This window comes from Microvirga lenta (genome assembly GCF_020532555.1).
Classification (GTDB): Bacteria; Pseudomonadota; Alphaproteobacteria; order Rhizobiales; family Beijerinckiaceae; genus Microvirga; species Microvirga lenta.
On record NZ_JAJBBR010000007.1, the window covers coordinates 150579 to 174962 of the forward strand.

At 63.3% G+C, this 24384-nt stretch carries 17 protein-coding genes and 1 pseudogene; 10 read left to right on the top strand and 8 right to left on the bottom strand.

Annotated elements, in window-relative coordinates; genetic code table 11:
- Positions 1-214: 214 nt before the first annotated feature.
- From LGR44_RS12145 to LGR44_RS12170, 6 genes and pseudogenes are all read left to right on the top strand, one after another.
- Positions 215-1429: a nucleotidyltransferase domain-containing protein gene (locus LGR44_RS12145; RefSeq protein ID WP_226740812.1), complete on the top strand. Its 1215-nt coding sequence runs from the start codon at positions 215-217 to the stop codon at positions 1427-1429.
- Complete coding sequence (locus LGR44_RS21965; protein ID WP_226740814.1) at positions 1426-3141, top strand: ThiF family adenylyltransferase; 1716 nt, start codon at positions 1426-1428, stop codon at positions 3139-3141. The genes LGR44_RS12145 and LGR44_RS21965 overlap by 4 nt, the downstream gene beginning before the upstream one ends.
- Positions 3057-3614 carry a Mov34/MPN/PAD-1 family protein gene (locus tag LGR44_RS12155; protein WP_264196485.1) on the top strand — a complete coding sequence of 186 codons (558 nt, stop codon included), beginning with the start codon at positions 3057-3059 and terminating at the stop codon, positions 3612-3614. Before LGR44_RS21965 ends, LGR44_RS12155 begins: the two co-directional genes overlap by 85 nt.
- Positions 3611-4723: an SAVED domain-containing protein gene (locus tag LGR44_RS12160; protein WP_226740818.1), complete on the top strand. Its 1113-nt coding sequence runs from the start codon at positions 3611-3613 to the stop codon at positions 4721-4723. The genes LGR44_RS12155 and LGR44_RS12160 overlap by 4 nt, the downstream gene beginning before the upstream one ends.
- Before the next feature lie 832 nt (positions 4724-5555).
- Positions 5556-8966 carry an autotransporter outer membrane beta-barrel domain-containing protein gene (locus LGR44_RS12165; RefSeq protein ID WP_226740820.1) on the top strand — a complete coding sequence of 1137 codons (3411 nt, stop codon included), beginning with the start codon at positions 5556-5558 and terminating at the stop codon, positions 8964-8966.
- A gap of 320 nt (positions 8967-9286) precedes the next feature.
- A pseudogene (locus tag LGR44_RS12170) lies at positions 9287-10210 on the top strand (IS110 family transposase).
- Between the two features lie 580 nt (positions 10211-10790).
- Here the strand turns inward: LGR44_RS12170 and LGR44_RS12175 are convergent.
- Entirely contained in the window at positions 10791-12005 is a 1215-nt protein-coding gene (locus tag LGR44_RS12175) for a hypothetical protein (RefSeq protein ID WP_226740822.1), read from the bottom strand.
- Between the two features lie 379 nt (positions 12006-12384).
- The gene (locus LGR44_RS12180; protein ID WP_226740824.1) at positions 12385-16062 is read right to left on the bottom strand and encodes a vitamin B12-dependent ribonucleotide reductase; all 3678 of its coding nucleotides are present in this window, start codon (positions 16060-16062) and stop codon (positions 12385-12387) included.
- Positions 16063-16749: 687 nt separating this feature from the next.
- On the opposite strand from LGR44_RS12180, the gene LGR44_RS12185 reads away from it, so the two are divergent.
- A complete protein-coding gene (locus tag LGR44_RS12185; protein WP_226740826.1) occupies positions 16750-17163 on the top strand; it encodes an NADH:ubiquinone oxidoreductase subunit NDUFA12 in 414 nt (137 codons plus the stop codon).
- 30 nt (positions 17164-17193) lie between these two features.
- Positions 17194-17427 carry a hypothetical protein gene (locus tag LGR44_RS12190; RefSeq protein WP_226740828.1) on the top strand — a complete coding sequence of 78 codons (234 nt, stop codon included), beginning with the start codon at positions 17194-17196 and terminating at the stop codon, positions 17425-17427.
- Between the two features lie 77 nt (positions 17428-17504).
- Here LGR44_RS12190 and LGR44_RS12195 read toward each other — a convergent pair whose 3' ends face one another.
- Positions 17505-18131 carry a hypothetical protein gene (locus LGR44_RS12195; RefSeq protein ID WP_226740830.1) on the bottom strand — a complete coding sequence of 209 codons (627 nt, stop codon included), beginning with the start codon at positions 18129-18131 and terminating at the stop codon, positions 17505-17507.
- 152 nt (positions 18132-18283) lie between these two features.
- Between LGR44_RS12195 and LGR44_RS12200 the strand changes: the two genes are divergently transcribed.
- Positions 18284-18898 (top strand): DUF2155 domain-containing protein, encoded by a 615-nt coding sequence (locus tag LGR44_RS12200; RefSeq protein WP_226740832.1) that lies wholly within the window; start codon positions 18284-18286, stop codon positions 18896-18898.
- On the opposite strand, the gene aat is transcribed toward LGR44_RS12200, so the two are convergent.
- From aat to LGR44_RS12225, 5 genes are all read right to left on the bottom strand, one after another.
- A complete protein-coding gene (gene aat / locus LGR44_RS12205; protein WP_226740835.1) occupies positions 18895-19575 on the bottom strand; it encodes a leucyl/phenylalanyl-tRNA--protein transferase in 681 nt (226 codons plus the stop codon). The two genes, LGR44_RS12200 and aat, sit on opposite strands and share 4 nt — an antisense overlap.
- Positions 19576-19596: 21 nt before the next feature.
- Positions 19597-20952: an acetyl-CoA carboxylase biotin carboxylase subunit gene (gene accC, locus LGR44_RS12210; protein WP_226740837.1), complete on the bottom strand. Its 1356-nt coding sequence runs from the start codon at positions 20950-20952 to the stop codon at positions 19597-19599.
- 5 nt (positions 20953-20957) lie between these two features.
- Positions 20958-21434 (bottom strand): acetyl-CoA carboxylase biotin carboxyl carrier protein, encoded by a 477-nt coding sequence (gene accB, locus LGR44_RS12215; protein WP_226740840.1) that lies wholly within the window; start codon positions 21432-21434, stop codon positions 20958-20960.
- 26 nt (positions 21435-21460) lie between these two features.
- Complete coding sequence (gene aroQ / locus LGR44_RS12220) at positions 21461-21928, bottom strand: type II 3-dehydroquinate dehydratase (RefSeq protein ID WP_226740842.1); 468 nt, start codon at positions 21926-21928, stop codon at positions 21461-21463.
- 240 nt (positions 21929-22168) lie between these two features.
- Positions 22169-22945 carry a DsbA family protein gene (locus tag LGR44_RS12225; protein WP_226740845.1) on the bottom strand — a complete coding sequence of 259 codons (777 nt, stop codon included), beginning with the start codon at positions 22943-22945 and terminating at the stop codon, positions 22169-22171.
- A 245-nt stretch (positions 22946-23190) separates the two neighbouring features.
- Between LGR44_RS12225 and LGR44_RS12230 the strand changes: the two genes are divergently transcribed.
- A complete protein-coding gene (locus LGR44_RS12230) occupies positions 23191-24372 on the top strand; it encodes a pyridoxal phosphate-dependent aminotransferase (RefSeq protein ID WP_226740847.1) in 1182 nt (393 codons plus the stop codon).
- The last annotated feature ends 12 nt before the right edge of the window (positions 24373-24384 follow it).

Consider the following 24384-nt stretch of genomic DNA (forward strand, 5'->3'; position numbering starts at 1 on the left):
TTCGCGTCTAGGATGTTTCCGTTACGGAAGTATTGATGGGTGCCGCAGCAAGGATCTGCGGGCACACACACAACGGCGAAAGTCGCCTTCGGCGCCCATGTCCCCGCAAACAGGCCCGCAGTTCCCGGGGGGCTCAAAACAAGAACATTGCCCCTTGCAATCCAGGAACATGATCCTCATTTCTTGGCGAGCGTAGCAATAGAGATGATCGGTTATGGCTGGCTGGGACGAACAGGTCGAAAGTTTTCTTCAAGCCCTTGTTGAGGAGTTGGCGATACCGGAGACGCGGTATCAGCAGGCCGAGACCAGCTACAAGTCTTTGGGCGACTGGTTCCACCGGGACGACAGCCGCATCCGAGACTTTGATCCGGTCGTTCATGTACAAGGCTCATTCCGGCTCGGAACGGCGATCCGCCCCATCAACGAAGCCGAGGAATATGATGTCGACTCAGTGTGCGAGCTGCGAAAGCTCACCAAAGCCCACTTGAGCCAGTTAGAGCTGAAGCAACTGCTCGGGCACGAGGTTCATGCCTATCACGATGCCAAGGGCATGACCAAGCCCGTCCGCGAGGGACGGCGCTGCTGGATCCTCGACTATGCGGATGGCGCCCAGTTCCATATGGACATCGTCCCGGCGCTCCCGAACGGCGCCGAGCAGAAAGTTCTCCTCGAGCGGGCGCAACAGGATGCCCGCTGGGCCCTGACCGCGATTGCGATCACGGACCGCGAGGAACCGACCTACAGGTTGCGGACGCCTGACTGGCCCCGTTCGAACCCCAAAGGTTATGGTGAGTGGTTCAAGTCTCGCATGGCCGCCGTCCTGGCTCGCCGCAAGCGGATGCTTGTCGAGAGCCTCCAAAGCCGTGGCGTGAGGGCGAGCGTCGAGGCCATGCCCGATTATCGCGTGCGGACGCCGTTGCAGGCCGCGGTGATGCTCCTGAAGCGGCATCGCGACAGCATGTTCGTCCGCGATCCCGACCTCAAGCCGATCTCCGTCATCATCACGACCTTATCGGCGCATGCCTATAACGGCGAGGAGACCATTGCCGGAGCGTTGCTATCCGTTCTCGAGAACATGGATCGGTACATCCTTCGCAGTGAGACCAAGTACGTCATCCCGAATCCGAGCGATCCGCTCGAGAACTTTGCGGACAAGTGGGAGAAGGATCCTCGTAAGGCGCAGGCCTTCTTCCAGTGGCTGCGGCAGGCTCGTGAGGACTTCGGTCGAGCCGCTCGGGCGACAACGCTTCAAACCATGAACGAGGCCGTCTCGGTCCGAATGGGCACCGGCCTAACGGATCGCGCGGTGAGGCGAGTCGGCGGAAACGGCGGCCGATTGCTGCGGACCGCCTCGGTTGCCCCGGTCGCTGCAACTCCGGCCTTCGGCAATACACCCCGGGTTCCGTCGACGCCGAAGGGCTTTGCGTGATTTGGTGGCTCAGAGACACCGCCCGCGCCAGGTCCGAGCAGATTGCGCTGGCACAGTTGGATGAGCAGGCCGGCTGGCTGTCGGGCCTGACCTGGAACATGGGTGATAACCTTCAGCTCAAGGTCGAGTTCGACATCGCGCATGACGGGGAGATCTTCGGCCTCTCCATGGCCTATCCTACGACCTTCCCGGACACCCCGCCCATGATCAGCCCGCGGGACGGGGAACGGCTGTCCCGGCATCAGTACGGCGCCGGAGGCGAACTCTGCCTCGAATTTCGGCCGGACAACTGGGATTCCTCGATCACCGGATCGATGATGGTCGAAAGCGCCTACCGTCTCCTGTCGGGTGAGCGGCCCGTGGGAGACGACGGAGGCACCGTGCCATCCGCTCACCAGGCTTCGATCGGGCGCGAGCTGCGTAGCGAGACCATGAGGTTCGTGGTCGCCCGGGAGGCGGTCGATGTCCTAAGGGTCATTCCTCCCGAAGCAACTCTGCCGATCGATGCTTGGGAAAGGGGCGGTAAGTCGCTGTGGACGGCCTCTCTCGCCAGCATCGGTGACGAAGGCGCCCCGCTCTGGGCGGGGACCGCCCCGACCCCATCCGGTTCCTTCAATGCGAAGGGATTCGTTCTGCGCACCTCTCGGGATGTGGAACGGTTCCGTGACAAGGCCGATGGTTTTGCCGATGCGCTGCCGTCCGAATTTCCGGAGCTGGCCGAGCAGCTTCCCGAGAATCCGTTCACGGGCTTCATCGTGCTGGGCGAAGGTGATCGCTGGATCGTGCTGTATCTCTTCCCGTATAAAGGCAAACAGGCGGTCCTCCCATATAAGATGATCGTGGCTCCCGAGACGGTGAGACGGCTTCCGCCCGGCCACGACACGCTCGCCGACAAGCGCGTGGCCATCGTCGGATGCGGTTCCGTCGGGTCGAAGATCGCCGCCATGCTGGCCCGATCCGGCGTTCGCCGCTTTACGCTCGTCGATGACGACGTCTTCTTCCCTGCCAATCTCATCAGGAATGAACTCGACGCGCGTGCCATAGGGCTGCACAAGGCCGAAGGTTTGACGAGCCGTCTCGAGGACATCGCCTCGGACCTGGATATCACGAAGCGGCGTGTCGCGCTCGGCCAGCAGGAGAGTGCCGGATCCACCGAATGGGTCATGGAAGACCTGGCCAAGGCGGACCTGCTGATCGACGCGACAGCCGATCCACGGGCGTTTAACCTAGTTGCCGCGATTGCTCGCCGCCAGTGTAAGCCGATGGTCTGGTGTCAGGTCTATTCCGGAGGGATCGGTGGACTTGTGGCGAGAGCGCGCCCAAACCTCGATCCGCCGCCGATTCAAGCCCGTGCCCAGATCCAGGCGTGGTGCGATAGCCAAAGCATGCCCTGGACGGGATCTGCGGAAGCGGATTACGGCGCGCATTCCGGCAGTGGCGCGCCGCTGATTGCCGATGACGCGGACGTCAGCGTCATCGCTGCGCATGCTGGCAGGATGGCGTTGGATATCCTGACCCGGGATCATACTATCTTCCCATCCTCCGCCTATCTGATCGGGCTGGCGGCCGAATGGATTTTTCAGGCGCCGTTCGATACGTGGCCAATCGATCTGCGTCCGGATGGGGCATGGGGCAACCCGCAGGAAGCAGCGTCGACCGAGGAAATTATCGATTTGATGATGACGCTGTTCCCAAAGGGCGGCCAAGAGTGATCCAAGTCTCCCTGCCATTGCCGATACAGGACCGCATGCAGCAGGCGCTCAGGCGTACGCGGCAGCGCGAGATTGGCGGCATCCTGATGGGACGGCAGATCGCTGCCGGACGATTCGAGGTCGTCGACTTTTCGCTGGACGAACTCTCGGGAGAACGCGCGCACTTCGTCCGCGATGCCGATCATCACCGCGAGGTGCTGGAGCGCTTCTTCGAGCGGACGTGCCATGAGTACCAGAAATTCAACTACCTGGGCGAATGGCACTCGCATCCTGGTTTTCCTGCGGCGCCGAGCCTGACGGACCTACGGTCGATGCAGGAACTTGTCGAGGGCGAGCGAGAGATCGATTTTGCCGTGCTGCTGATCGTGAAGCTGGGATTCCTCCGCAGGTTCATCGCATCGGCAACCCTGCATAGGCGCGGACTCGCGCCTGCACCCATCCGATTGATTTCGACTGAAGAGAGCCACCCATGACCCGGGATACCCTTGACTTCGCAAGCCGCTCGGCCGTGGCGTGGTTGTTCCGATCCAGGAATGCGGAGAGCTGGATTTTCCGCGGGGCTGTGACCGTGCTCGTGATCTTGCACGGGGCGAACTGGTTCTTCAGGTACAATGGATCATTCGAGGGACGTCCTCTCTCCGTCGAGTTCGGGACGGCAGGAGCGATTCCGGAAAGCCTTCTCTTGGGCCTGTCAGGGCTGTGCGCCCTGCTGATGGCTGGGGCGGCCGGGTGGGCATGGACGCGATACGCGGCCGAGCAGCGCAGGTTGTCACGCAAGAAGGTCTTCGTGATCGAGGGACGCGGGTTGCGGGACGATGACGGCTCGCCCTTACTGGCTGCCGTTCCCGAGACGATCCCCGGCACCCGGGTCCCCTATCTTCTCGACCTTCGCCAGCGCAAGGACGGCGTTCTCGTTGAGCCAGGCGACCTGCTCCGGCCGGTCGAGGCAATGAAGATCTGGCTTCACCAGATGCAGAAGGGCAACGACCGGAGCGACCTCACGACCGTCTATGGTGGACTGACGGCCGTTCCCTTGACTTTTCTGACCGGGGTGCTCCTTGACGACGAAGGCGACATCGTCGTCATGGATTGGGACCGTACGAGCGAGCGGTGGAAATCGCTCAATGGACCCGACGATACGATGCGGTTCGAGGTGTCCGGACTGGAGATGGCCGCTGGTGCCTCGGAGGTCGTGCTTGCGATTTCTGTGTCGTACCCCATCCTTTCGGACAATTTGGAGACCACGTTCGCGTTCCCCGTGATCCGGATGACCATGCCGGACCTCCAATCGTCTCATTGGTCGAAAGTCAAGCAGGCCGCGTTGGCGGATCAGTTTCTGGGTACGCTGAAACAGCTCGAAGGCTTGGGCGTTCACCGAATTCATCTTGTGCTGGCTGCGCCAAACAGCGTCGTCTTCAATTTCGGACGACGGTACGACAGGAGAAATGTGCCTGCGGTAACGGTCTACCAGTTCGAACGCGCCCAGGATCCTCGGTATCCATGGGGAATCGAAATGCCCGTTGCCGGGGTCGATAGCGCCCGAGTTGTGTATACGACAAGATCCGTACCCGCCTCGCCATGATATGCTGCGACAAATCCGCGTGGCCGTAATCGGTGCACGATCAGACGCCACGAACCGGCTGCGACCCTAAACGCCGCAGGACCTGACTGCCCGAGACTGCATTAACTTCCGCATACAGTCCGGTGGCATCTACGCTTGAGAATTCGAGAGAGACGGTCTTGGATCGAAGGTGCGGGGCGACGGGCAGCGCGTGTTCAACAGTACCCTTACAGCTTCTGACGTAGCGGTGGCTGGATAGGGTCTGGTTTGCCTACTCGTGGATCAAGTTCAAGCGCGGGTCCTGCTGATGGACTTCTCGTCCAAGTGCTCGCCGGCTGGTGTCCGCCCCTCTCTGGCTATCACTTGTACAACCTAAGTCGCCGGCAGCCCACGGCGACCTTCATCCTGCTCGGGCAGGCGCTGTAGCATCGAGCGCGGAAGCCTTCATCATTCCACCGCCGGGTATCTCCCTATGGTTGCGAAGGGATTGAGCCAGATCCGAAGAAAGGCCTCTCCTGGCAGACATGCAATGTAAGAACTTGGTCCGCTTCGACACTGGATAGCTGACGTTCGTTGAGTGGTCGGAAGGTGATATTTTGACCCTGAGCAGCCCTTCAGCAGGCTGCGGACGTGCTCCGATATCAAATGAAAGCTCGGGGGAGCGGGAGCGAGCGTGTCACTAATAGGCAACACCCGAGTCCGTTGTACGCCTGAGACTCCAAAAAGAGACGCTCAGGACATGCATGTGAGATACCCAGCAAGGGCCTATAGGTGTTTTATGCTATGGGCGAATGAAACAAGAGGAGTCGCTTAGAAGGCTCCTGACGATCGTCAATGATATTCCGGGGCAATAATGATACATTCACTCCATTCACGCCGTCAGGATTTCCTGGGCAGCACAGCCATTGTGACGACGTTGCCATTGTTCAGAGCGCTGCCTGTTGCTCTCATTGCCTCTGGCCTGGCACTTGCAGCTCCGGCTCAAGCTGCCGACGTAATCATCACAGCACCAGGAACCACCATCATCGCTCCAGGGCAATCCGTTGAGTTCCAGGCGGAGAATGGAGCAACGAGCGGGAGCATTGCCCAAGTTAATGGTGGAGTCGTCATCGGAAGTGTCACTGCAACGGCTGCTGGTGTTGGCGTCCTCAACTTTGTGGGCGACGGAGCAGGTGTCGACGGCAACGTCAGCAATACGTTCCGTGTGACCATTGGCGGCACCGGCAGTATGGCCATCAGCGGCACAGTGACGGACACAGGAGCCTTCTATAGCCAAGCCGCAACGCTGACCATCGGCGGCGATTTCCAGAACTCCTATGTCAATTTTACCAGCAATCGGGATGGCACTCTGATCCTGAACGGCGCGAACAACTCCATCAGCACTGTTCTGACGACAGGCAGTACGGGCATTCTCGGCACAATCACACTTGGGACCGGAAGCAGCACGACGTTCACAGGGGCTGTCGGTGGAACGGCCAGAATCAAGCAGCTGAATCTCAACGGCACTCTCGCCACGTTCAACGGCAATGTCGCCGCGGCTGCTGTGAACTTCGGCGCCGATGGGATTGCTTCCATTCGCGGATCGACCTTCAACGCCTCTGTTACCACCTCGACTGACGGCGCGGGTACACTCAGCTTCCAGCCTAATGCCCAGACCACTGTGAACGGCACGATTGGCTCAGCAAGCCATGGGTTGAAGCAGATTCAGATGAATAGCGGGACTGGGTCCATCGTCCGCCTCACCCAGGCCGCCTATGCCGACCAGATCGCAATCAACGGCCTGGGCACCCTGATCCTCGATCCCGCATCGCGGCTCGATACCTCCGCCGGCAGTGCCAATGCCGCGACAGGAACTGCCGTGAGCTTCGGTGCGGACGGGTTGCTGTCGATTTCCAGCCCGGATGTCAGGATCGGGAAAATCACAACTTCAGGAGGCACAGCGGGGCAAGGCCGAGTAGCATTCTCCGGCAGTGGCAGTTACCTCCTTGGTGCAGGCATCGGCACCGAAGCTGACCGGCTGAGGCAGATCTCAATCAGCAACGCCGGGGCAACCGTCAGCACTGCCCCATTCTCATCCAACTACGTCTCCTCTGTGCGCTTTTCAGCCGATGGAGCCTTCCATCTCACCGAAGGAGCCAGTCTGACCGGCGATGTGACCACCGCCACCAATGGACGAGGAACGCTTGTCTTTGACGGCGGGAACGGCGCAACGATCAAGGGCGATGTGGGCTCGGGAGCAGCACAGATCAAAGAACTCCGGTTTGGTGCCTCCGGGAACGGAACCATCGACGGCAGCATCTATGCCCAGACGACTTCCTTTGCGAGTGACCCCAGCCGTGAACTGACCATATCCGGCAACATCTTCGGCGAGGTCCAGGGCGCTCCTGGCGGAGGCGGAAAGCTCACCTTCAGCGGCAACACATCGACTGGCGGCGACATCGGCTCGTTGTCGCCGCTGGGCTCCGTTGCGTTCAGTGGCACGGGTGTCTCCACGCTGCGGCACGATATCAATGCGAGCGCCGCGACCGGCTCAGGTGTCCTGATCGCGAACCCAGGAACGACGCTGCGGGTTGGTGCAACCGGCAAGACCATCACAGGGGCGCTCAACAACCTCGGCACCTTGGACGTGGGTGCCAATACACTCAACGTGAACGGGAATGTGAGCTTTGGCTCGGGCTCCACGTATGGAGTGCGGACGACCGCAGCCGGCGCTTCGGGACGCGTGGCGGCCACCGGTGCCGCGACTCTGTCCGGAGGTACCGTGGATGTTCTGGCTGAGGATGCCACCTATCTTCCCGGCCTCACCTACAGCATTCTCACCGCTCACGGGGGCGTGAGCGGTGAGTTTACGGATGTAAGGTCGAATTTCGCCTTTCTAACGCCGAGCCTCAGCTACGACGCTAACAAGGTGAACCTGACGCTGGTTCGCAAGACTGAGCCACAGCCTCCGACGCCAGACACCCCACAGCCTCCGACGCCAGACACCCCACAGCCTCCGACGCCAGACACCCCACAGCCTCCGACGCCAGACACCCCACAGCCTCCGACGCCAGACACCCCACAGCCGCAACCTCTGGAACCCAAGCCAGTGTCGTTCGACTCGGTGGCTGTGTCGAGCAATCAGGCCAGCGCCGCCAAGGCTGTTGAGGCTCTTGGCTCAGGCAGCCCCCTGTTCAATGCGGTCATTGGCCAGAGTCTGGCAGGGGCACGACAGGCCTTCGACGCACTCTCGGGTGAGGCGCATGCCACCGCGCCGGCAACGGCTGTCGTTGGGGCGGGGCTGGTGCAGACAACGGTGATTAGCCGTCTGCGCAATGCTCCAACACCAAGCTTTGCTCAGGTGCAGGGCACATACTCAGCCGCTTATGCCGCTGATGCTCCTGGGGTGGTCCCTGAGCCGGTGACAATTACAGTGCCCACCTTTGACCCGCGCCGCTTTGCCCTGTGGGGTCAAGGCTTCGGCACCTGGGGCACGGTCAAGGCCAGCCCCAACCTCGCCGGACTGGACACCTCCACAGGGGGCTTCATCCTGGGAGCTGAGGCTCGCATCGATCAGACCTACACTCTCGGCATCGCAGGCGGGTTTACCCGCACCACGTTCGAGGCAGATGCGCGTCTCTCGTCGGGCACCACAGATACATTCTTTGCGTCTGTGTATGGCTCGGCCGCTTGGGGCAATCTGAATGTGCGGCTGGGTACTTCCTACGCTTGGCACGACATTGACGCGAAGCGATCCATCCGCTTCCCCGGCTTTGCCGATGAGGCTCATGCCTCCTATGGCGGCTCAACCATTCAGGCCTTCGGCGAGGTGGGCTATGTCTTCAATCTTGGTCCGACCAAACTGGAGCCGTTTGTGGGTGCATCCGTGCTGCGCGTGAGCACTGACGGCTTCCAAGAAGAGGGTGGGCCAGCAGCACTGACCGGCTATGCCCAAAATCAGGATCTCGCCACCACCACATTTGGGTTGCGTGCTGAAGCACGACTCAGCAATGAACTGCCGTTGACCGCGCACGGCATGCTTGGATGGCGGCGGGCTTATGGCGACATCAACCCGACCGCTCTAATGGCATTCTCTGGTGGGGCTTCGTCTTTCACCGTTGCGGGGACGCCCGTGGATCGGGATGCGCTTGTAGGTGAGGCTGGGCTCGATTGGCAGGCGGGCCGTGATATCAGCCTTGGTATCTCATATGAGGGTCAAATCGGCTCTCGAGCGCAGGAACATACGTTGAAAGGCAGCTTCGTCTGGCGCTTTGGGACGCGCTGAGCATCACCGTCGCAGGCTTGCTGATGAGTGCAAGCCTGCGACTTCAAGGCCGTGCCCATGGCACCGCCTTGATTTTTCGTCTCTCATGAAGCGTCACTGCGAGGCTTGGAAGGTCGCCTCATGGCAGGTAGTGTTGATAAAGTCCAGAATATGGCTGAGGCGATCAACACCTAGTGTTAGCCCAGCGGACTAGGCCCAACATTCGGTATGCTGAGCAGGCAGAAAACGGAGCTTGCCGACTTTTTCAGCATTGGGTAATGGGGCGGCTCTCCCTGGATGCCGATAACATCGGCTGGCCACGTGCACAGGAGAGAACAGCCATGGACTACTATGCTGGTTTAGATGTCTCGATGAATGAGACCCACATCTGTGTGGTCGAGCGGGACGGGAGTGTTGTTCTGGAGGCAAAGGCCTCCAGCACCCCAGAAGCGATTGCCGCCGTGCTGGAGACGGCGCCCGCTTGCGAGAAGATCGTGCTCGAGACCGGCCGTATGGCGCCCATGCTCTTCCATGGCCTTGCCGCCCGCGGGCTCGCGCATCTGGCCCGAACCGGCTTCTTCAAGCCCGTCCACGTCAAATCGCTGCCGGCCCATGCGGTGCGCGCTCTGATCATCGCCCGCAAGAAGCTGGTCGGGCAGCGCGTCACCCTGGAGAACCAGATCCGCGGCCTGGCCGTGGTATTCGGGGTCCGGTTGCCGCGCGGGTTGAGCCCGCGCTTTACCGAGCAGGTCATCCAAGCCAGCTAGGGGATCGCAGGTTTGTCAGGGGCCATGCAGGGCCTGCTTGCGGCCCGCAAGGCCGTTCTGGAAGCGGTCGAGGCAATTGACCGTGATATGCGCCTGCTGGCCCGCTCGTCTCAGGCTTGCCAGCGGCTGATGACCATTCCCGGTGTCGGCCAGCTCACGGCCCTGGCGTTTGTCGCCACCATCGACGCGCCGGAGCGCTTCCGCCGCTCGCGCGATGTGGGAGCCTATCTTGGCTTGGTGCCACGACGCTTCCAGTCGGGCGAGGTCGACTATGTCGGCAGCATCTCCAAGTGTGGGGACCGGCGGGTGCGGACCCTGTTGTATGAGGCCGCCAACGTCATGCTGACGCGTTATCGCGGCGCCCTGGCTCTCAAGGAGTGGGCGCTGGGAATTGCCCGACGCTCAACGATGAGGAAGGCCCGTGTGGCGCTGGCCCGCCGGTTGGCGATCATCATGCATGCCATGCTCCGGCACGGCACCCCATTCCAGGCAGCCTAGGAGGAGCAGCGGAAACAGGTCGAGACGAGCTCCCGAGCGGAGCGACGCCCAAGGGAGGGTGTGGATTACGACGCCGATTCTGTCGCATGCGGCCTGAGAGAAGGGTCGACAGCGGTTTCAACCAGGTCGCTCCACTCCCACTGACCCCATCAAGTGCCCTGGAGCACGCAGAGAACGCAGACACCCTTTGGCATCGCAAATCGCTCAGGATCGGAGGGCTGCCCCTTGACCCATTAGAGAACACTATCGGCACAACCCGGAAGTACACTCATTGTCAGCTCTGGCAGCGGATACCGGACGTTCCTGAATAGCGAGGTTATGACGGTGTCTTAAACATTGGATGCATTTTGCGATGGAGCCTCGTTAAGGTTCCACTTGACCCGGTCGGCGCGCATAGATCCATCCGCACGGCACCTTCGCAATGGAGGGGGCTAGTCGTACACTTTGAATGTGTTGTAGCCGACCGAGGGCCTGGGCAACACGAATACCTTCGTGACCTCCGTTAGGATATGAGATGGCCCAGCAGCGCTCGCCGCCTTGGCCTAGGCCCATCGCGATCTTTCTGATTGAGCGGGAGTGCTCATGCTCGACTAGGGGAGGCTTTCTGCTTCCTGCGCAGGCGATGTAGCGACCCGCGTTCCGCAGGCGTCATCGCCCGCCCGTACTTCGGGGGACGCCCACGTCTTGTCCTTGGGGCCTCCGGTTCGTCCTCTACCATGATGCTCCCGTTCGGTTCGACCCAAGACCGCGGAGGCACTCTGGGTGTTGGAGGAGGATGCTTAGGAACGATTGGTTCTTCCCAGATAGGTTTGGGCTTCAAAGGAACGAGCGAAGGGAGCTCCCGCTTCAATCCATCAGGAACCCGAGGAACGACACCTGAGGCGGCTCCCTCGTGAAACAGGTGCCTGACTTCGGCCCCGTCGCTTATCCCGAGCAAGCCCGGGGCGATGTCGAACGTCTCGGCATGCTCCTGGCGGGTGAAGACGATGGATGCTTTCCGAATACCGAAGCGATCCTCGCGGTCGAGCAGCCAGTAGCCCACAACCTGTCTCAGGATCTTGGCAATCCCCTGCGGGCGAAGCATGGCCTTGAACTCGTACAGCATGCCATCAGCCACCAAGTCGAAATCCGCATTGCCCACGATCTCCGATGCGTCAAGGCTCTCGCCCATAAATACGGTCTCGGCCTTCTCGATCACGTCCTCATGGCAAGTCCGGAACCCCTTCGCCAGTGCGGTCACGTCCGCCGCAACGGCATCCGGAACGCCTGAGAGCATCGATTCGATGTTCGGGCTGGCGGAAAGGTGGAGCAACCATGGAGGAGAAAACATCGCGGAGACGCGACTGCGGTTGAACGCATCGAGCTGCGCGAACCAGAAGCAGAACCTTGCGAGGCGATCCTCGCTGGCTTGATCGAGGGAAGGCGTCCGCAGATCGATCGAGACAATGAAGTCCTCATAGGCTTGAACGAATGCATCGGCGAGGGCGAACCCCTTCCTGGGCTTCCATGGGTTCCTGAATCCCGGCCATTGGGACATCTGGCAGTACCGCAAGCCTTCCTGCACCATAGCGCACCGGTGCACAGCGGGATCGAAAAACGCTCGAAGCCGATAGTCGGACGCAGTGCCGACTAGCATGTAGAGGTTCTTGGTTTCGTAGTTGACGGGATGGATCAGCGGGCTCGCCCGAAGCCGGCTGGCCATCGCCCGCGCAGCCTTGGGGAGATCGGGGAACCAAGCATCCATGAACTGCCGGACATAGCTGTCCTTGTTGTCGAGTTCTTGGGTCAATGACATGGAATCGATAGGTCCAAGGCAATCGGATGAAGCGAGATCATCGATAGGGCTTCGGGAACTGATGTCCAGCCTGTACTTGCGGGTCACAGAGGGCCTGAAGCCCTCAAAAGGCTCCTGGCAGCTATGAGACGTTGGCGAGTCAAATTTGAGAGCAATTCGTGCCGTAGAGGCGCTAATGGAGTCAAATTATAAGCTATTGCGTGCGGTATCTCCTCAATCCCGAGTATGCTTCAACGTGAGACAATCACGCTCTATGTAACGCACCTACGGAAAAAGCCCACCTCTGAGGGGTGAGGCGGGCTTCAGCTTCATTTTGAGGCGCTCTTTGGGCGGATTATGGCCGTCCTTTGCGAGCGTCCTCAAGTCTTTTGGCAGCGAATCACGAACACCCTGTCGTGCTGCCGCACGTGTCGCACTTCAGGCACGTCCCGTTGCGCACCAGCGTGAAGTTCGCGCATTCGGGGCAGGCTTCGCCGACATAGCCCTTCATCTTGGCCTCGGCGCGCTTGTCCGCGATGGACGGGGCTGCCGGGGCGGTGAAGGGGAGCTTGGCGAGATCGGCTTCGCCGACCTTCTGCTCCTGCGGCTCCTCCTTGAGGGCGGTGGCTCCCATGGTGAGGGCGCCCGCGGCGCGCTGGCCGCCGCCGCCTGGGATCAGCATGAGGCGGTCGGAATTGCCGCGCACGAAGCCGCGGGAGACGACCGCCGTGGCGGGAGCGGGCTCCGGCGCCTTCGACTGGGCTTCGCCCTGGCCGATGGTGGTGGGGCCGAGCTCCGACGGGTCCACATGGGCGAGGTCGTTGCGGCCGAGATAGGAGACCGCGAGCTCGCGGAACACGTAGTCGAGGATCGACGTGGCGTTCTTGATGCGCTCGTTGCCCTGGACGAAGCCCGCCGGCTCGAAGCGCGTGAAGGTGAAGGCCTCCACGTATTCCTCCAGCGGCACGCCGTATTGCAGGCCGAGCGAGATCGCGATGGCGAAGTTGTTCATCATCGCCCGGAAGGCCGCGCCTTCCTTGTGCATGTCGATGAAGATCTCGCCGAGGCGGCCGTCGTCGTACTCGCCGGTGCGCAGGTACACCTTGTGGCCGCCCACGACCGCCTTCTGGGTGTAGCCCTTGCGGCGGTCGGGCATCTTCTCGCGCTCGCGGATCGCCACGACGCGCTCGACGATCTTCTCGACCACCTTCTCCGAGAGAGCCGCGGCCTTGGCGGCGGCGGGGAGGGCGGTGAGAGCCTCCACGGCCTCGTCCGCCTCGTCCTCCTCGTCGGCGATGAGGGCGGAGTTGAGCGGCTGCGAGAGCTTGGAGCCGTCGCGGTAGAGGGCGTTCGCCTTCAGCGCCAGCTTCCAGGAGAGCATGTAGGCGTTCTTGCAATCCTCGACGGTGGCGTCGTTGGGCATGTTGATGGTCTTGGAGATCGCGCCCGAGATGAAGGGCTGCGCCGCCGCCATCATGCGGATGTGGCTTTCCACCGAGAGATAGCGCTTGCCGATCTTGCCGCAGGGATTGGCGCAATCGAACACCGCGTAGTGCTCTTTTCTCAGGTGCGGCGCGCCTTCCAGCGTCATCGCTCCGCAGATGTGGATGTTGGCGGCCTCGATATCGGCCTTCGAATACCCCAGGAACTGGAGCAGGTCGAAGGACGGGTCGTTGAGCCTCTCCGCCGGGACCTTGAGGGTGTTGACGAGGAAGTCCTCGCCCACGGTCCACTTGTTGAAGACGAACTTGATGTCGAAGGCCGATTTCAGGCCCTTCTCGACGGCGTCGATCTTCTCGTCCGTGAAGCCCTTGGCGCGCAGGGAGCCGGGGTTGACGGCGGGGGCCTGGCGCATGGAGCCGTGGCCGACCGCGTAGGCCTCGATCTCGGCGATCTCGGATTCGCGGTAGCCCAGGGCGCGCAGCGCGTCGGGCACGGCCCGGTTGATGATCTTGAAGTAACCGCCGCCCGCGAGCTTCTTGAACTTCACCAGGGCGAAGTCGGGCTCGATGCCGGTGGTGTCGCAATCCATCACGAGGCCGATCGTGCCCGTGGGCGCGATGACGGTGGCCTGCGCGTTGCGGTAGCCGTGCTGCTCGCCGAGCTCCAGGGCCCGGTCCCAGGCGGCCTTCGCATGGGCGATGAGGCCCGCGTCGGGGCAGGAGGCGTGGTCGAGCGGCACCGGGTTGACCGACAGGCCCTCGTAACCCTCGGCGAGGCCGTGGGCGGCGCGGCGATGGTTGCGGATCACGCGCAGCATGTGCTTCGCGTTGGCCTTGTAGTTCGGGAAGGCGCCGAGCTCACCCGCCATCTCGGCGGAGGTGGCATAAGACACGCCGGTCATGATGGCGGTGATCGCGCCGCCGAGCGCGCGGCCTTCCGCCGAATCGTAGGGCAGGCCCATGGTCATGAGCAGGCCGCCGATATTGGCGTAGCCCAGGCCGAGGGTGCGGTACTGGTAGGAGAGCTCCGCGATTTCCTTGGACGGGAACTGCGCCATCATCACGGAGATTTCGAGCACCACCGTCCAGAGGCGGCAGGCATGCTCGAAGGATTCCGCGTCGAAGGTCTTGGCGGCGCGGTCGTAGAACTGCAGCAGGTTGGCGGAAGCCAGGTTGCAGGCCGTGTCGTCCAGGAACATGTATTCCGAGCAGGGGTTCGATGCCCGGATGCGGCCACCGGCGGGGCTGGTGTGCCAGTCGTTCATGGTGGTGTTGAAGTGCAGGCCGGGATCGGCGGACGCCCAGGCCGCGTGGCCGATCTGCTCCCACAGGTCGCGGGCCTTGAGGGTCTTCACCGTCTTGCCGTCCTTGCGGGCGGTGAGCTTCCACTCGCCGTCCGTCTCCACGGCGCGCAGGAAGTCGTCGGTGATCGAGACCGAGTTGTTGGAGTTCTGGCCCGAGACCGTGAGGTAGGCGTCCGAATCCCAATCGGTGTCGTAAATGGGGAAGTCGATATCGGTGTAGCCCTGGCGCGCGAACTGGATGACGCGCTTGATGTAGTTGTCCGGGATCATGACCCGGCGGGCCATCTTGATCTCTTTCTTCAGAGCCGGGTTCTTCTCCGGGTCGAAGCAGGCGTCACCCTCGGCCTCGCAGTTCACGCAGGCCTTCATGATGGCCTTGAGGTGCTTGTTGCCGAGCTTGGAGCCGGTGACGAGGGCGGCGACCTTCTGCTCCTCCTTCACCTTCCAGTCGATATAGGCCTCGATGTCCGGGTGATCGACGTCGACCACCACCATCTTGGCGGCGCGGCGGGTGGTGCCGCCCGACTTGATGGCGCCCGCCGCGCGGTCGCCAATCTTGAGGAACGACATGAGGCCGGAGGAGCGGCCGCCGCCGGAGAGCTTCTCGCCCTCGCCGCGCAGCTTGGAGAAGTTGGAGCCGGTGCCGGAGCCGTACTTGAACAGGCGCGCCTCACGGACCCACAGGTCCATGATGCCGCCCTCGTTCACCAGGTCGTCCTCGACGCCCTGGATGAAGCAGGCATGGGGCTGCGGATGCTCGTAGGCCGACTTGGACTTGGTGAGCTTGCCGGTCTTGTAGTCCACGTAGAAGTGGCCCTGGCTCGGGCCGTCGATGCCGTAGGCCCAGTGCAGGCCGGTGTTGAACCATTGCGGGGAGTTGGGCGCCACCATCTGGTTGGCGAGCATGAAGCGCAGCTCGTCGAAGAAGGCCTGAGCGTCCTCTTCCGAGGAGAAGTAGCCGCCCTTCCAGCCCCAATAGGTCCAGCAGCCGGCGAGCCGGTCGAAGACCTGCTTGGACGACATTTCGGAGCCGTAACGCTGGTCCTCGGGAAGCTCGGCGAGGGCGGTCTCGTCGGGCACGGAGCGCCACAGCCAGGAGGGAACGTCGTTCTCTTCGACCTTCTTCAGGCACGCAGGCACGCCGGCCTTGCGGAAATACTTCTGGGCCAGAACGTCGGAGGCCACCTGGCTCCAAGTCTCGGGAACCTCGATGTTCTCGAGCTTGAACACGACCGAGCCGTCCGGATTGCGGATCTCGCTCGTGGCGAGCCGGAAGGCGAGGGAGGAATAGGGCGACTGCCCCGGTTTCGTGTAACGCCGCTCAATCCGCATCGGTCAATTCCTTCGTTCGAGGACAATAGTCCTCTGACCACGATGATCCTTCGTGGCACCCCAGCCCATTTTTGTTCGACGCCCTGCGGTCCGTTTTTGAGGACCGCTCACGCAACACGTCCGAGTTTCGGCAGATCCCCGGACACCACGAAGCCCACGGCTGAAAAGTTGCCGTGCGGCTCATACGCAAGTCCTTCGGGGATACTGAACCGGCCTTTTCAGCCCGGCTGCCGGTCTCGGATCGGCACCCTGTCAGGCTAGTCGCGATGTGAGCCTCACGTCAAGAACTAGTGTCGGTGCCGGTGGTTCCGAACTAGATGTTGTGTGTGGCTGTGTGAACTGTGGATAACCGGCTACCCTTCTGCTAAGCCTCGGAGACTCCTTTCAGAATCCAAACGCACTTTCTTCAACGGCCAAGCTTCGGCGGCTATCGACCGACCCCCGATGGTGGCCGATCGGCCACAAGAAGCTTTCCCGGCGCAACATCCGGCAGGAAGTTTCTTGACGTTTGGGAATGGGTTGTTCTCGGGGGCGAAAAGCGCGGGAAAACCAGGAAATTCCGCCTCTCCGGCCGCCCATGATCCATGGGAAGAGAATCGGTCCCGCCCATGCGCTCACGAGGCTGGACTTCCCGACGGCCAAAAGCCATATTCCGCGCGAACTTCATGAACCCCTTCAGTGGCAGCGATGAAACAGTTTTTGGCGCAGTTCTTCACCTGGTGGAACGGGCAGACCCTCGGCACGCGATTCTACACGTGGCGCAAGGGGCAGTTCGTGGGTGAGGACGAGTTCGGCAACAAGTACTACCGTCACACCCAGGCGGAGGCCATCGATCCGAACGTGGGCGCCGAGCGCCGCTGGGTCGTCTACAACGGCGAGGCGGATGCCTCGAAGGTGCCTCCGGGCTGGCGCGCCTGGCTCTGCCACAACGGCGACGTGCCGCCGAGCGAGGAGCCCTACCAGCCCCATCCGTGGGAGAGGCCCTACATTCCCAACATGACCGGCACCCCCCATGCTTATCGGCCGACCGGATCGTCGCTCTCGACCGGGCAACGCCCGGCCGCGACCGGAGACTACGTACCCTGGACGCCGGGCGAGTAAGGACTTGGCCATCGAAGGACGGATGCCGACATGCTGAACAAGCCGCAGCACCGGAACTGCGTGGAATGCGGCCTGCCTTTCGGGCATCCCGATTTCGCCTATCATGCGGGCCGCATCGAAAACGGCCCGGCCTATTGGTCCGACCAGGGCCTCCTGTGCTCCCATGGCTGCTCCACCGCCCATTTCGAGAAGCGGGACGAGCAGGGCGCGCCGATGATCGCGCCGGCGCCCAACCCGTTCGAGCGGGAATTCCCGTCCTCGTAGAGACGGCGTCGAGCCTCCGGACCCGGGGCCGAGGAAAGGCCTCCCATTGCCCGCTCGCCCCACTCAGACGCGATGCGTCAGCAGCGGCCGGGCTTGGGATGAAAGTAGGACTGGCGCCGCACGATGCCGTCCGAGAACAGGCCGAAGGCCTGGATCACGTGTCCCTGAGGGAGTTCCAGGTTGCGGGCGACGCCTGCGCCCTTCAGCACGGCTCCGCGCTCGTCCGGTTCAGGGTGGCGATGGCTTCCGCCGGAGCCGAGGCGGCAGTTCTGGCATCGAATCGGTCCCAGGATCTGCGCTCCGTCACCGATGTGGTTCGTGGATGCGAGGGAGCCGCCGCCGAGAAGGCGGGCCTCGCGCCCGATCTCAATGGTCGCTCCGGCTTCGGCCTTGATCGTGAAGCCGCCTTCCTCGCCGATTTCAGCGCCGGTCCCGATCCGAACCTCGCCGTCCGAGGCCAGGATGCGGCTGCCGGGGAACAGGACCGTGCCTGCGCCGACCACGATGCGTCCGGCTCCCCGGATCTCCAGAATTGTATTGGGCCAGAGGATCACGTCCTCGCCCAGGTCAGCGCCGGGGGAGACGAGGACGGAGCGGGGATCCGGCATCAGAACCCCGCGCTGCGCCAGGGCCAGGGTCTCCTCCAGTGCGAGAAACCCCAGCCGCCGCCGTGCGGCATCCGGATCCAAACGTTCTGCTTCCATCACCCCCTCCAAGCGGGCCGGCAGTTTATCACCGCCGAAAGACCCTGGCGCCGTGCCTTGCCCTTTTTCCAACATGGTTCGCGTGTTATCGCGTTGCCGGAACGCGAAGTCGGCCATGCTCGGCCGGTCATAACATGGCGTGGACAGGCGATATGACATTCGGATGGACGCGGGCCGCCTTGGTGCTCGCATCGGTAATCGGTGGGGCAACCGTAGCCCATGCGGATCGGATCAAGAACCCGACTGCGGTCTTCTCGGGTCTGGACAAGATTACCGGACGAATCGTGTCGTTCGAGGTGGCGGTGGACGAGACCGTACAGTTCGGCGCCCTCCAGATGCGGGCCCGCGTCTGCTTCACCAAGCCCCCGACCGAGACGCCGAACACGACATCCTTCGTCGAGGTGGAGGAGACCGGTTCCGACGGCGCGAGCCGGCGGGTCTTCTCCGGCTGGATGTTCGCCGCGAGTCCGGGTCTGCATGGGCTCGAGCATCCGGTCTACGATATCTGGCTCGTCGACTGCAAAGGCGGCACGGAGGTCATTGCCGAGCCCAAGGAGACGCCCGAGGAGCTGCCTCCGATCGAGCAAGGCGCTGCCGGCCAGCCGGGCGAGGGCGGACGGCCCGGGGACATCATGAGCCCCGCATCCGTCCAGCCTGTTCCGGCGCCTCCGCCGGTGAGAACCGCACCGCTGCGCCAGCCGAGGCGGGCTGCGCCGCCCGCCTGGGGGCAGGCGCCGATCATCAACAACGAGAATCCGAACAACTAGCGATCTGCGGGCAGGGACGCGCCGAGGGCGGCGAGGGCCTCTTCGCCGCTCACGGCCGTCCCGCGCGGCCAGACATGCCAGTCGGCTTCCTGGTCCATCGCCGCGCGGAGCATCTGCTTGTAGCTGCGGCGGGAGACCTCGATCGCGCCGAACTGAGCCAGGTGCGGGGTGACGAACTGCGTGTCGAGCAGGGTGAAGCCGCCGCGCCGCAGCCGTGCCACGAGATGCACGAGGGCGACCTTGGACGCATCCCGCTCCGTATGAAACATGCTCTCCCCGAAGAACGCGCTGCGCAGGCGCACCCCGTAGAGACCGCCGACCAGCCGGTTGTCCTGGTAGACCTCCACGGTATGGCAGTAGCCCGTATCGAAGAGCTCTCCGTAGAGCCTGCGGATGCGGCCGTTGATCCAGGTCCGCTCCCGGTCGAAGCCGGGGGCGGCGCAGCCGTCGATGACCGCATCGAAATCCTGATCCACCCGGACCTCGAAATGGTCGGAGCGGACCGTGCGGGCGAGGCGCTTGCCCACATGGAAGCGGTCGAGGGGAATGATCCCCCTCTCCCGAGGTTCGACCCAGAACAGTGACGGATCATTCGCATCCTCCGCCATGGGGAAGATGCCCGCCGCATAAGCCTTGAGCAGGATCTCAGGCGTGATTTCGAACTGGTCAGCCCTCATCCCGCTAAAGGTAGCACGCCTTCAGGCTTCCTCAATGCCACCCGTCTTCAGGAAATTCTCGAGCCAGTGAATGTCGTACTGGCCGTTCTGAATGTCCGGATTGCGCACGAGGGTCCTGAACAGGGGCAGGGTCGTCTCCACGCCGTCGACCACGAACTCGTCGAGGGCCCGGCGCAGGCGCATGAGGCACTCGTTGCGGGTGCGCCCGTGAACGATGAGCTTGGCGACGAGCGAGTCATAGTGGGGCGGGATGCGGTAGCCCTGATAGGCCGCCGAATCGACGCGCACACCCAATCCGCCCGGGGGGTGGAAGTAGCTGATCGTGCCGGGCGAGGGCCGGAAGGTCGAGGGATGCTCCGCATTCACGCGGCACTCGATGGCATGGCCCTCGAGGTGGATGTCCTCCTGGCGGACCGAGAGCGGCGCGCCCGCCGCGACCCGGATCTGCTCGTTGACCAGATCGATGCCGGTGATCATCTCGGTGACGGGATGCTCGACCTGAATGCGGGTGTTCATCTCGATGAAGTAGAACTCGCCGTCCTCGTAGAGGAACTCGATGGTGCCGGCGCCCGCATATTGCAGTTCCTGCATGGCCCGCGCCACGACGCCGCCGATGCGCTCGCGCATCTCCACGTTCAGGGCCGGCGAGGGACCTTCCTCCCAAACCTTCTGGTGGCGGCGCTGGAGCGAGCAGTCGCGCTCGCCGAGATGGATGGCGTTGCCCTTGCCGTCGCCGAGGACCTGGATCTCGATGTGCCGGGGCTTCTCGAGGTACTTCTCGATATAGACCGCATCGTCGCCGAAGGCGGCCTTCGCCTCGGTCTTGGCCGTCTGGAGGGCGTGGACGAGGTCTTCCTCCGTCCGGGCCACCTTCATGCCGCGCCCGCCGCCGCCGGCGGCCGCCTTGATGATGACGGGATAGCCGATGTCCCTGGCCACACGCTTGGCCTCGGTCTCGTCGGTGATGCCGCCTTCGGAGCCGGGGACGCAAGGAATGCCGAGGCGCTTGGCCGTGCGCTTCGCCTCGATCTTGTCGCCCATGATGCGGATGTGCTCCGCCTTCGGGCCGATGAACGCGATGCGGTGATGATCGAGAACCTCGGCGAAGCGCGCGTTCTCGGACAGGAAACCGTAGCCGGGATGGATGGCGTCGGCGCCGGTGATCTCGCAGGCGGCGATCAGGGCGGGAATATTGAGATAGCTGTCGCGGGCCGCAGGCGGGCCGATGCAGACGCTTTCGTCGGCGAGGCGCACATGCATCGCATCCGCATCGGCGGTGGAATGCACGGCGACCGTGGCGATGCCGAGTTCCTTCGCAGCCCGCAGGATGCGCAGGGCGATCTCGCCGCGGTTGGCAATGAGGATCTTGTCGAACATCGCCGTTACTCGATGACCAGCAGCGGCTCGCCGTATTCGACCGGAGTCCCATCCTCGACATAGATGGCGGTCACGGTGCCGGCGCGGGGCGCGACGATCTCGTTGAAGGTCTTCATGGCCTCGACCAGGAGAACCTTGTCGCCGGCCTGGACCTTGGAGCCGACCTCCACGAAGGCCTTCGCATCCGGCGAGGGCTTGCGATAGGCGGTGCCGACCATCGGCGAGAGAACCGCGCCAGGATGGGGAGCCGAAGCCTTGGCGGCGGCTGCCGCGGCGTCCGCGACGGACGGCGGCGGCGCGATCACCGGGGGCGGGGCGACGGACGGGGCCGAGACGGGAACCGTCACGGCTGCCGTCACGGTCCGGGCCACGCGGATGCGAAGGTCGCCCTTCTCCACTTCGATCTCGGTGAGATCGGTATCGGCGATCAATGTCGCCAGCTCACGCACGAGATCGGGATCGAAAGGGTTGTCCTTGGCCATGGGGCTCACCTCTTATTCTTGAGGAACTAGTGTTTGGAGGGCGGCGCCTTCTGCGCCCGCTCGGCCAGCACGCGGTGGATCGCGTCCAAGCCGAGCAGATAGCTCATGGGCCCGAAGCCGCAGATCACGCCGACGGAGACGGGCGCAACGAGCGAGCGATGGCGGAAGCCCTCGCGAGCATGAACGTTCGAAAGATGGATCTCGACCGTGGGGGCACCGCTGCCAGCAATGGCGTCCCTGAGCGCGATCGAGGTGTGGGTATAGGCGCCGGCATTGAGGACGATGCCCGCTCCCTGGGCTCCTGCCTCCTGGATCCAGTCGACAAGCTGTCCTTCGTGGTTCGACTGGCGGAAGACGATGTTCATGCCCAACGCTCCGGCCCTGTCGCGAACGAGACGCTCGATCTCCGTCAGCGTGACGCTGCCGTAGATCGTGGGCTCCCGTTGGCCGAGCAGGTTGAGGTTCGGTCCGTTGAGGACGTGGGCGGTGATCATCGCGTAGGAGCGTTCCGGATGGCCCCGAGGGGTGGAGCCGACTGGCCCTCTTAGCCAAAAGGCGGTCAAGGGGAAAGGGGAAAACCGGGCCTTTCCAAGGCATGCTTGCGCATTCCCTGGGGAGATGCCGCCGGAATCGTCCCTCGGAACCCGGATTCGGACCGGTTCCGTTTCGGAAGCTTTATCGGAAAGCTGCGCCCGAACCGGGCGGAAGGGGCGCCGCTGGAGAGAGGCTTGCGATCAGCAGGTGGCCTTGCCGCACTGGCGCACGTTGGCGACCACCTGCTTCAGGGGTTCGAGGCCGACGGCGCCGGGGATGACGCTGTCGCCGACGATGAAGGCGGGGGTGCCGGTCAGGCTGAGCTTGTCGCCCAGTTCCATGTTTTCCTGAAGGGCTTTCTGGATGTCCGGGGACTGCATGTCCTTCTGCAGGCGGGCCATGTCGACGCCCATCTCCTTGGCGGTGGCCAGGGCCTTTTCGCCGTTCACCCGGCCGCGGGTGCCCATGAGCTTGGTGTGGAAGTCGAAGAGCTTGTCCCCCTTGAGCTGCTTGCCGACCGCGAGGCTGACGCGGCTCGCCTCGACGGAATCGGGGCCGAGGACGGGGAAGTCCTTCAGGACGACCCGCAGCTTGGAGTCGTTCTTCACGAGGGTCTGCACGTCCTCCATCGCCCGCTTGCAGTAGCCGCAATTGTAGTCGAAGAACTCGACCAGGGTGACGTCGCCCGAAGGGTTGCCGACCACGAAGGAATGGGGGGCGTTCAGGAGCGTCTCCCGGGTTTCCTTCAGGGCGCCGGCCTGGGCGACCTGCTGCGCTTCCGCCTGGCGCTTCTCCAATTCGCCGATGACCTCGGTCAGAACCTCCGGGTTCTTGAGGAGGTAGTCCCTCACGATCTCGCCGATGGCCTGGCGCTGCTGGTCCGTGAAGGGTGCATTCTGGGCCATCGCCGCGGGGCCGATGGCCAGGGCGCCGATCAGGGCCGCAGCCTGACAGGATTTGAGAAGCGGGATACGCATGGTCGGTCCTTCTGAGGAGCCCGGGCGGAAAGCCTGCCCGGAAATCCGGTTATTCGAGAGGTTTGGGGCATTCGGATGGGCCTGGGAGGCTGTCGCGACACCCTCCCGATTCGGCCGCATTTGAGCCCCGATCCTCGTTTCATCGGGCGGAGTTAGCGGGTTTCGCGAGACACCGTCAATTCACGCCTTCGTTGATGCGAGAAATCGCCTTGAGGCCGGCAACCCGAGGAGCTACGAGCCTCATCATGACAAAGCCAGCCGCATCCTCCGCTCTTCCCCTCGTCGCCCGCCGCATGGACCGGGTCTCCTCCTTCCTCGCCATGGACGTGCTGAGCGCCGCCGCCGCCAAGGAGCGGCGAGGGGACAGCGTCATCCACATGGAGGTCGGTCAGCCCTCCGCTCCCGCTCCCCGGGCCGCCCGGGAGGCGGCCAAGGCGGCGCTGGAGGCCGGGCGCATCGGCTACACGGAGGCCCTCGGAACGGCGGCCCTGCGGGAGCGCATCGCCCGGCACTACCGGGATACCTACGGGGTGAGCCTGGCGCCCGAGCGGGTGATCGTCACCACCGGGTCCTCGGCCGGGTTCGTGCTGGCCTTCCTGAGCCTGTTCGATCCCGGCCAGCGGGTGGCGATCACCGCGCCGGGCTATCCGGCCTACCGGAACATCCTCGAGGCGCTCGACCTCGAACCGGTCATCGTTCCCCTCAGCAAGGCGGACGGCTGGATCATGACGGCGGCGAGCATCGAGAAGGCTCACGCCGAAAAGCCGCTGCACGGCATCCTGGCCATGAGCCCGGCCAACCCTTCGGGCACGATGATCGGCCGCGAGGCCCTGGCCCGGCTGGGCGAGACCTGCCGCCGGCTGGGGCTGTGGTTCATCTCCGACGAGATCTACCACGGACTGACCTATGGCGAGGCCGCCTCGACGGCCCTCAGCTCGGACGACGACGCGGTCGTGATCAACTCGTTCTCGAAATACTATTGCATGACCGGCTGGCGCATCGGCTGGATCGTGGTGCCGGAGCGGCTGGTGCGGCCGATCGAGCGCCTGGCGCAAAATTTCTATATCTCGCCGCCCTACCTGTCCCAGGTTGCTGCGCTTGCGGCCTTCGATGCCACCGAGGAGCTGGAGGCGGTGAAGGCGGGCTATGCCCGAAACCGCGCCTATCTGCTGGAGGAACTGCCGCGGATCGGCATCACGGACATGCACCCGGTGGACGGCGCCTTCTACATCTATGCCGACATCGCCCGCTTCACCAACGACTCCATCGGCTTCACGAAGCGGATGCTGGAAGAGGCGGGCGTGGCGGCGACGCCCGGCCTCGATTTCGACCCCATCGAGGGCTCGCACTACCTGCGCCTGTCCTTCGCCGGGTCCGAAAACGATTGTCGCGAGACGGTTGCCCGCCTCGCGACATGGTTGAAGTAATTTCGTCAAACC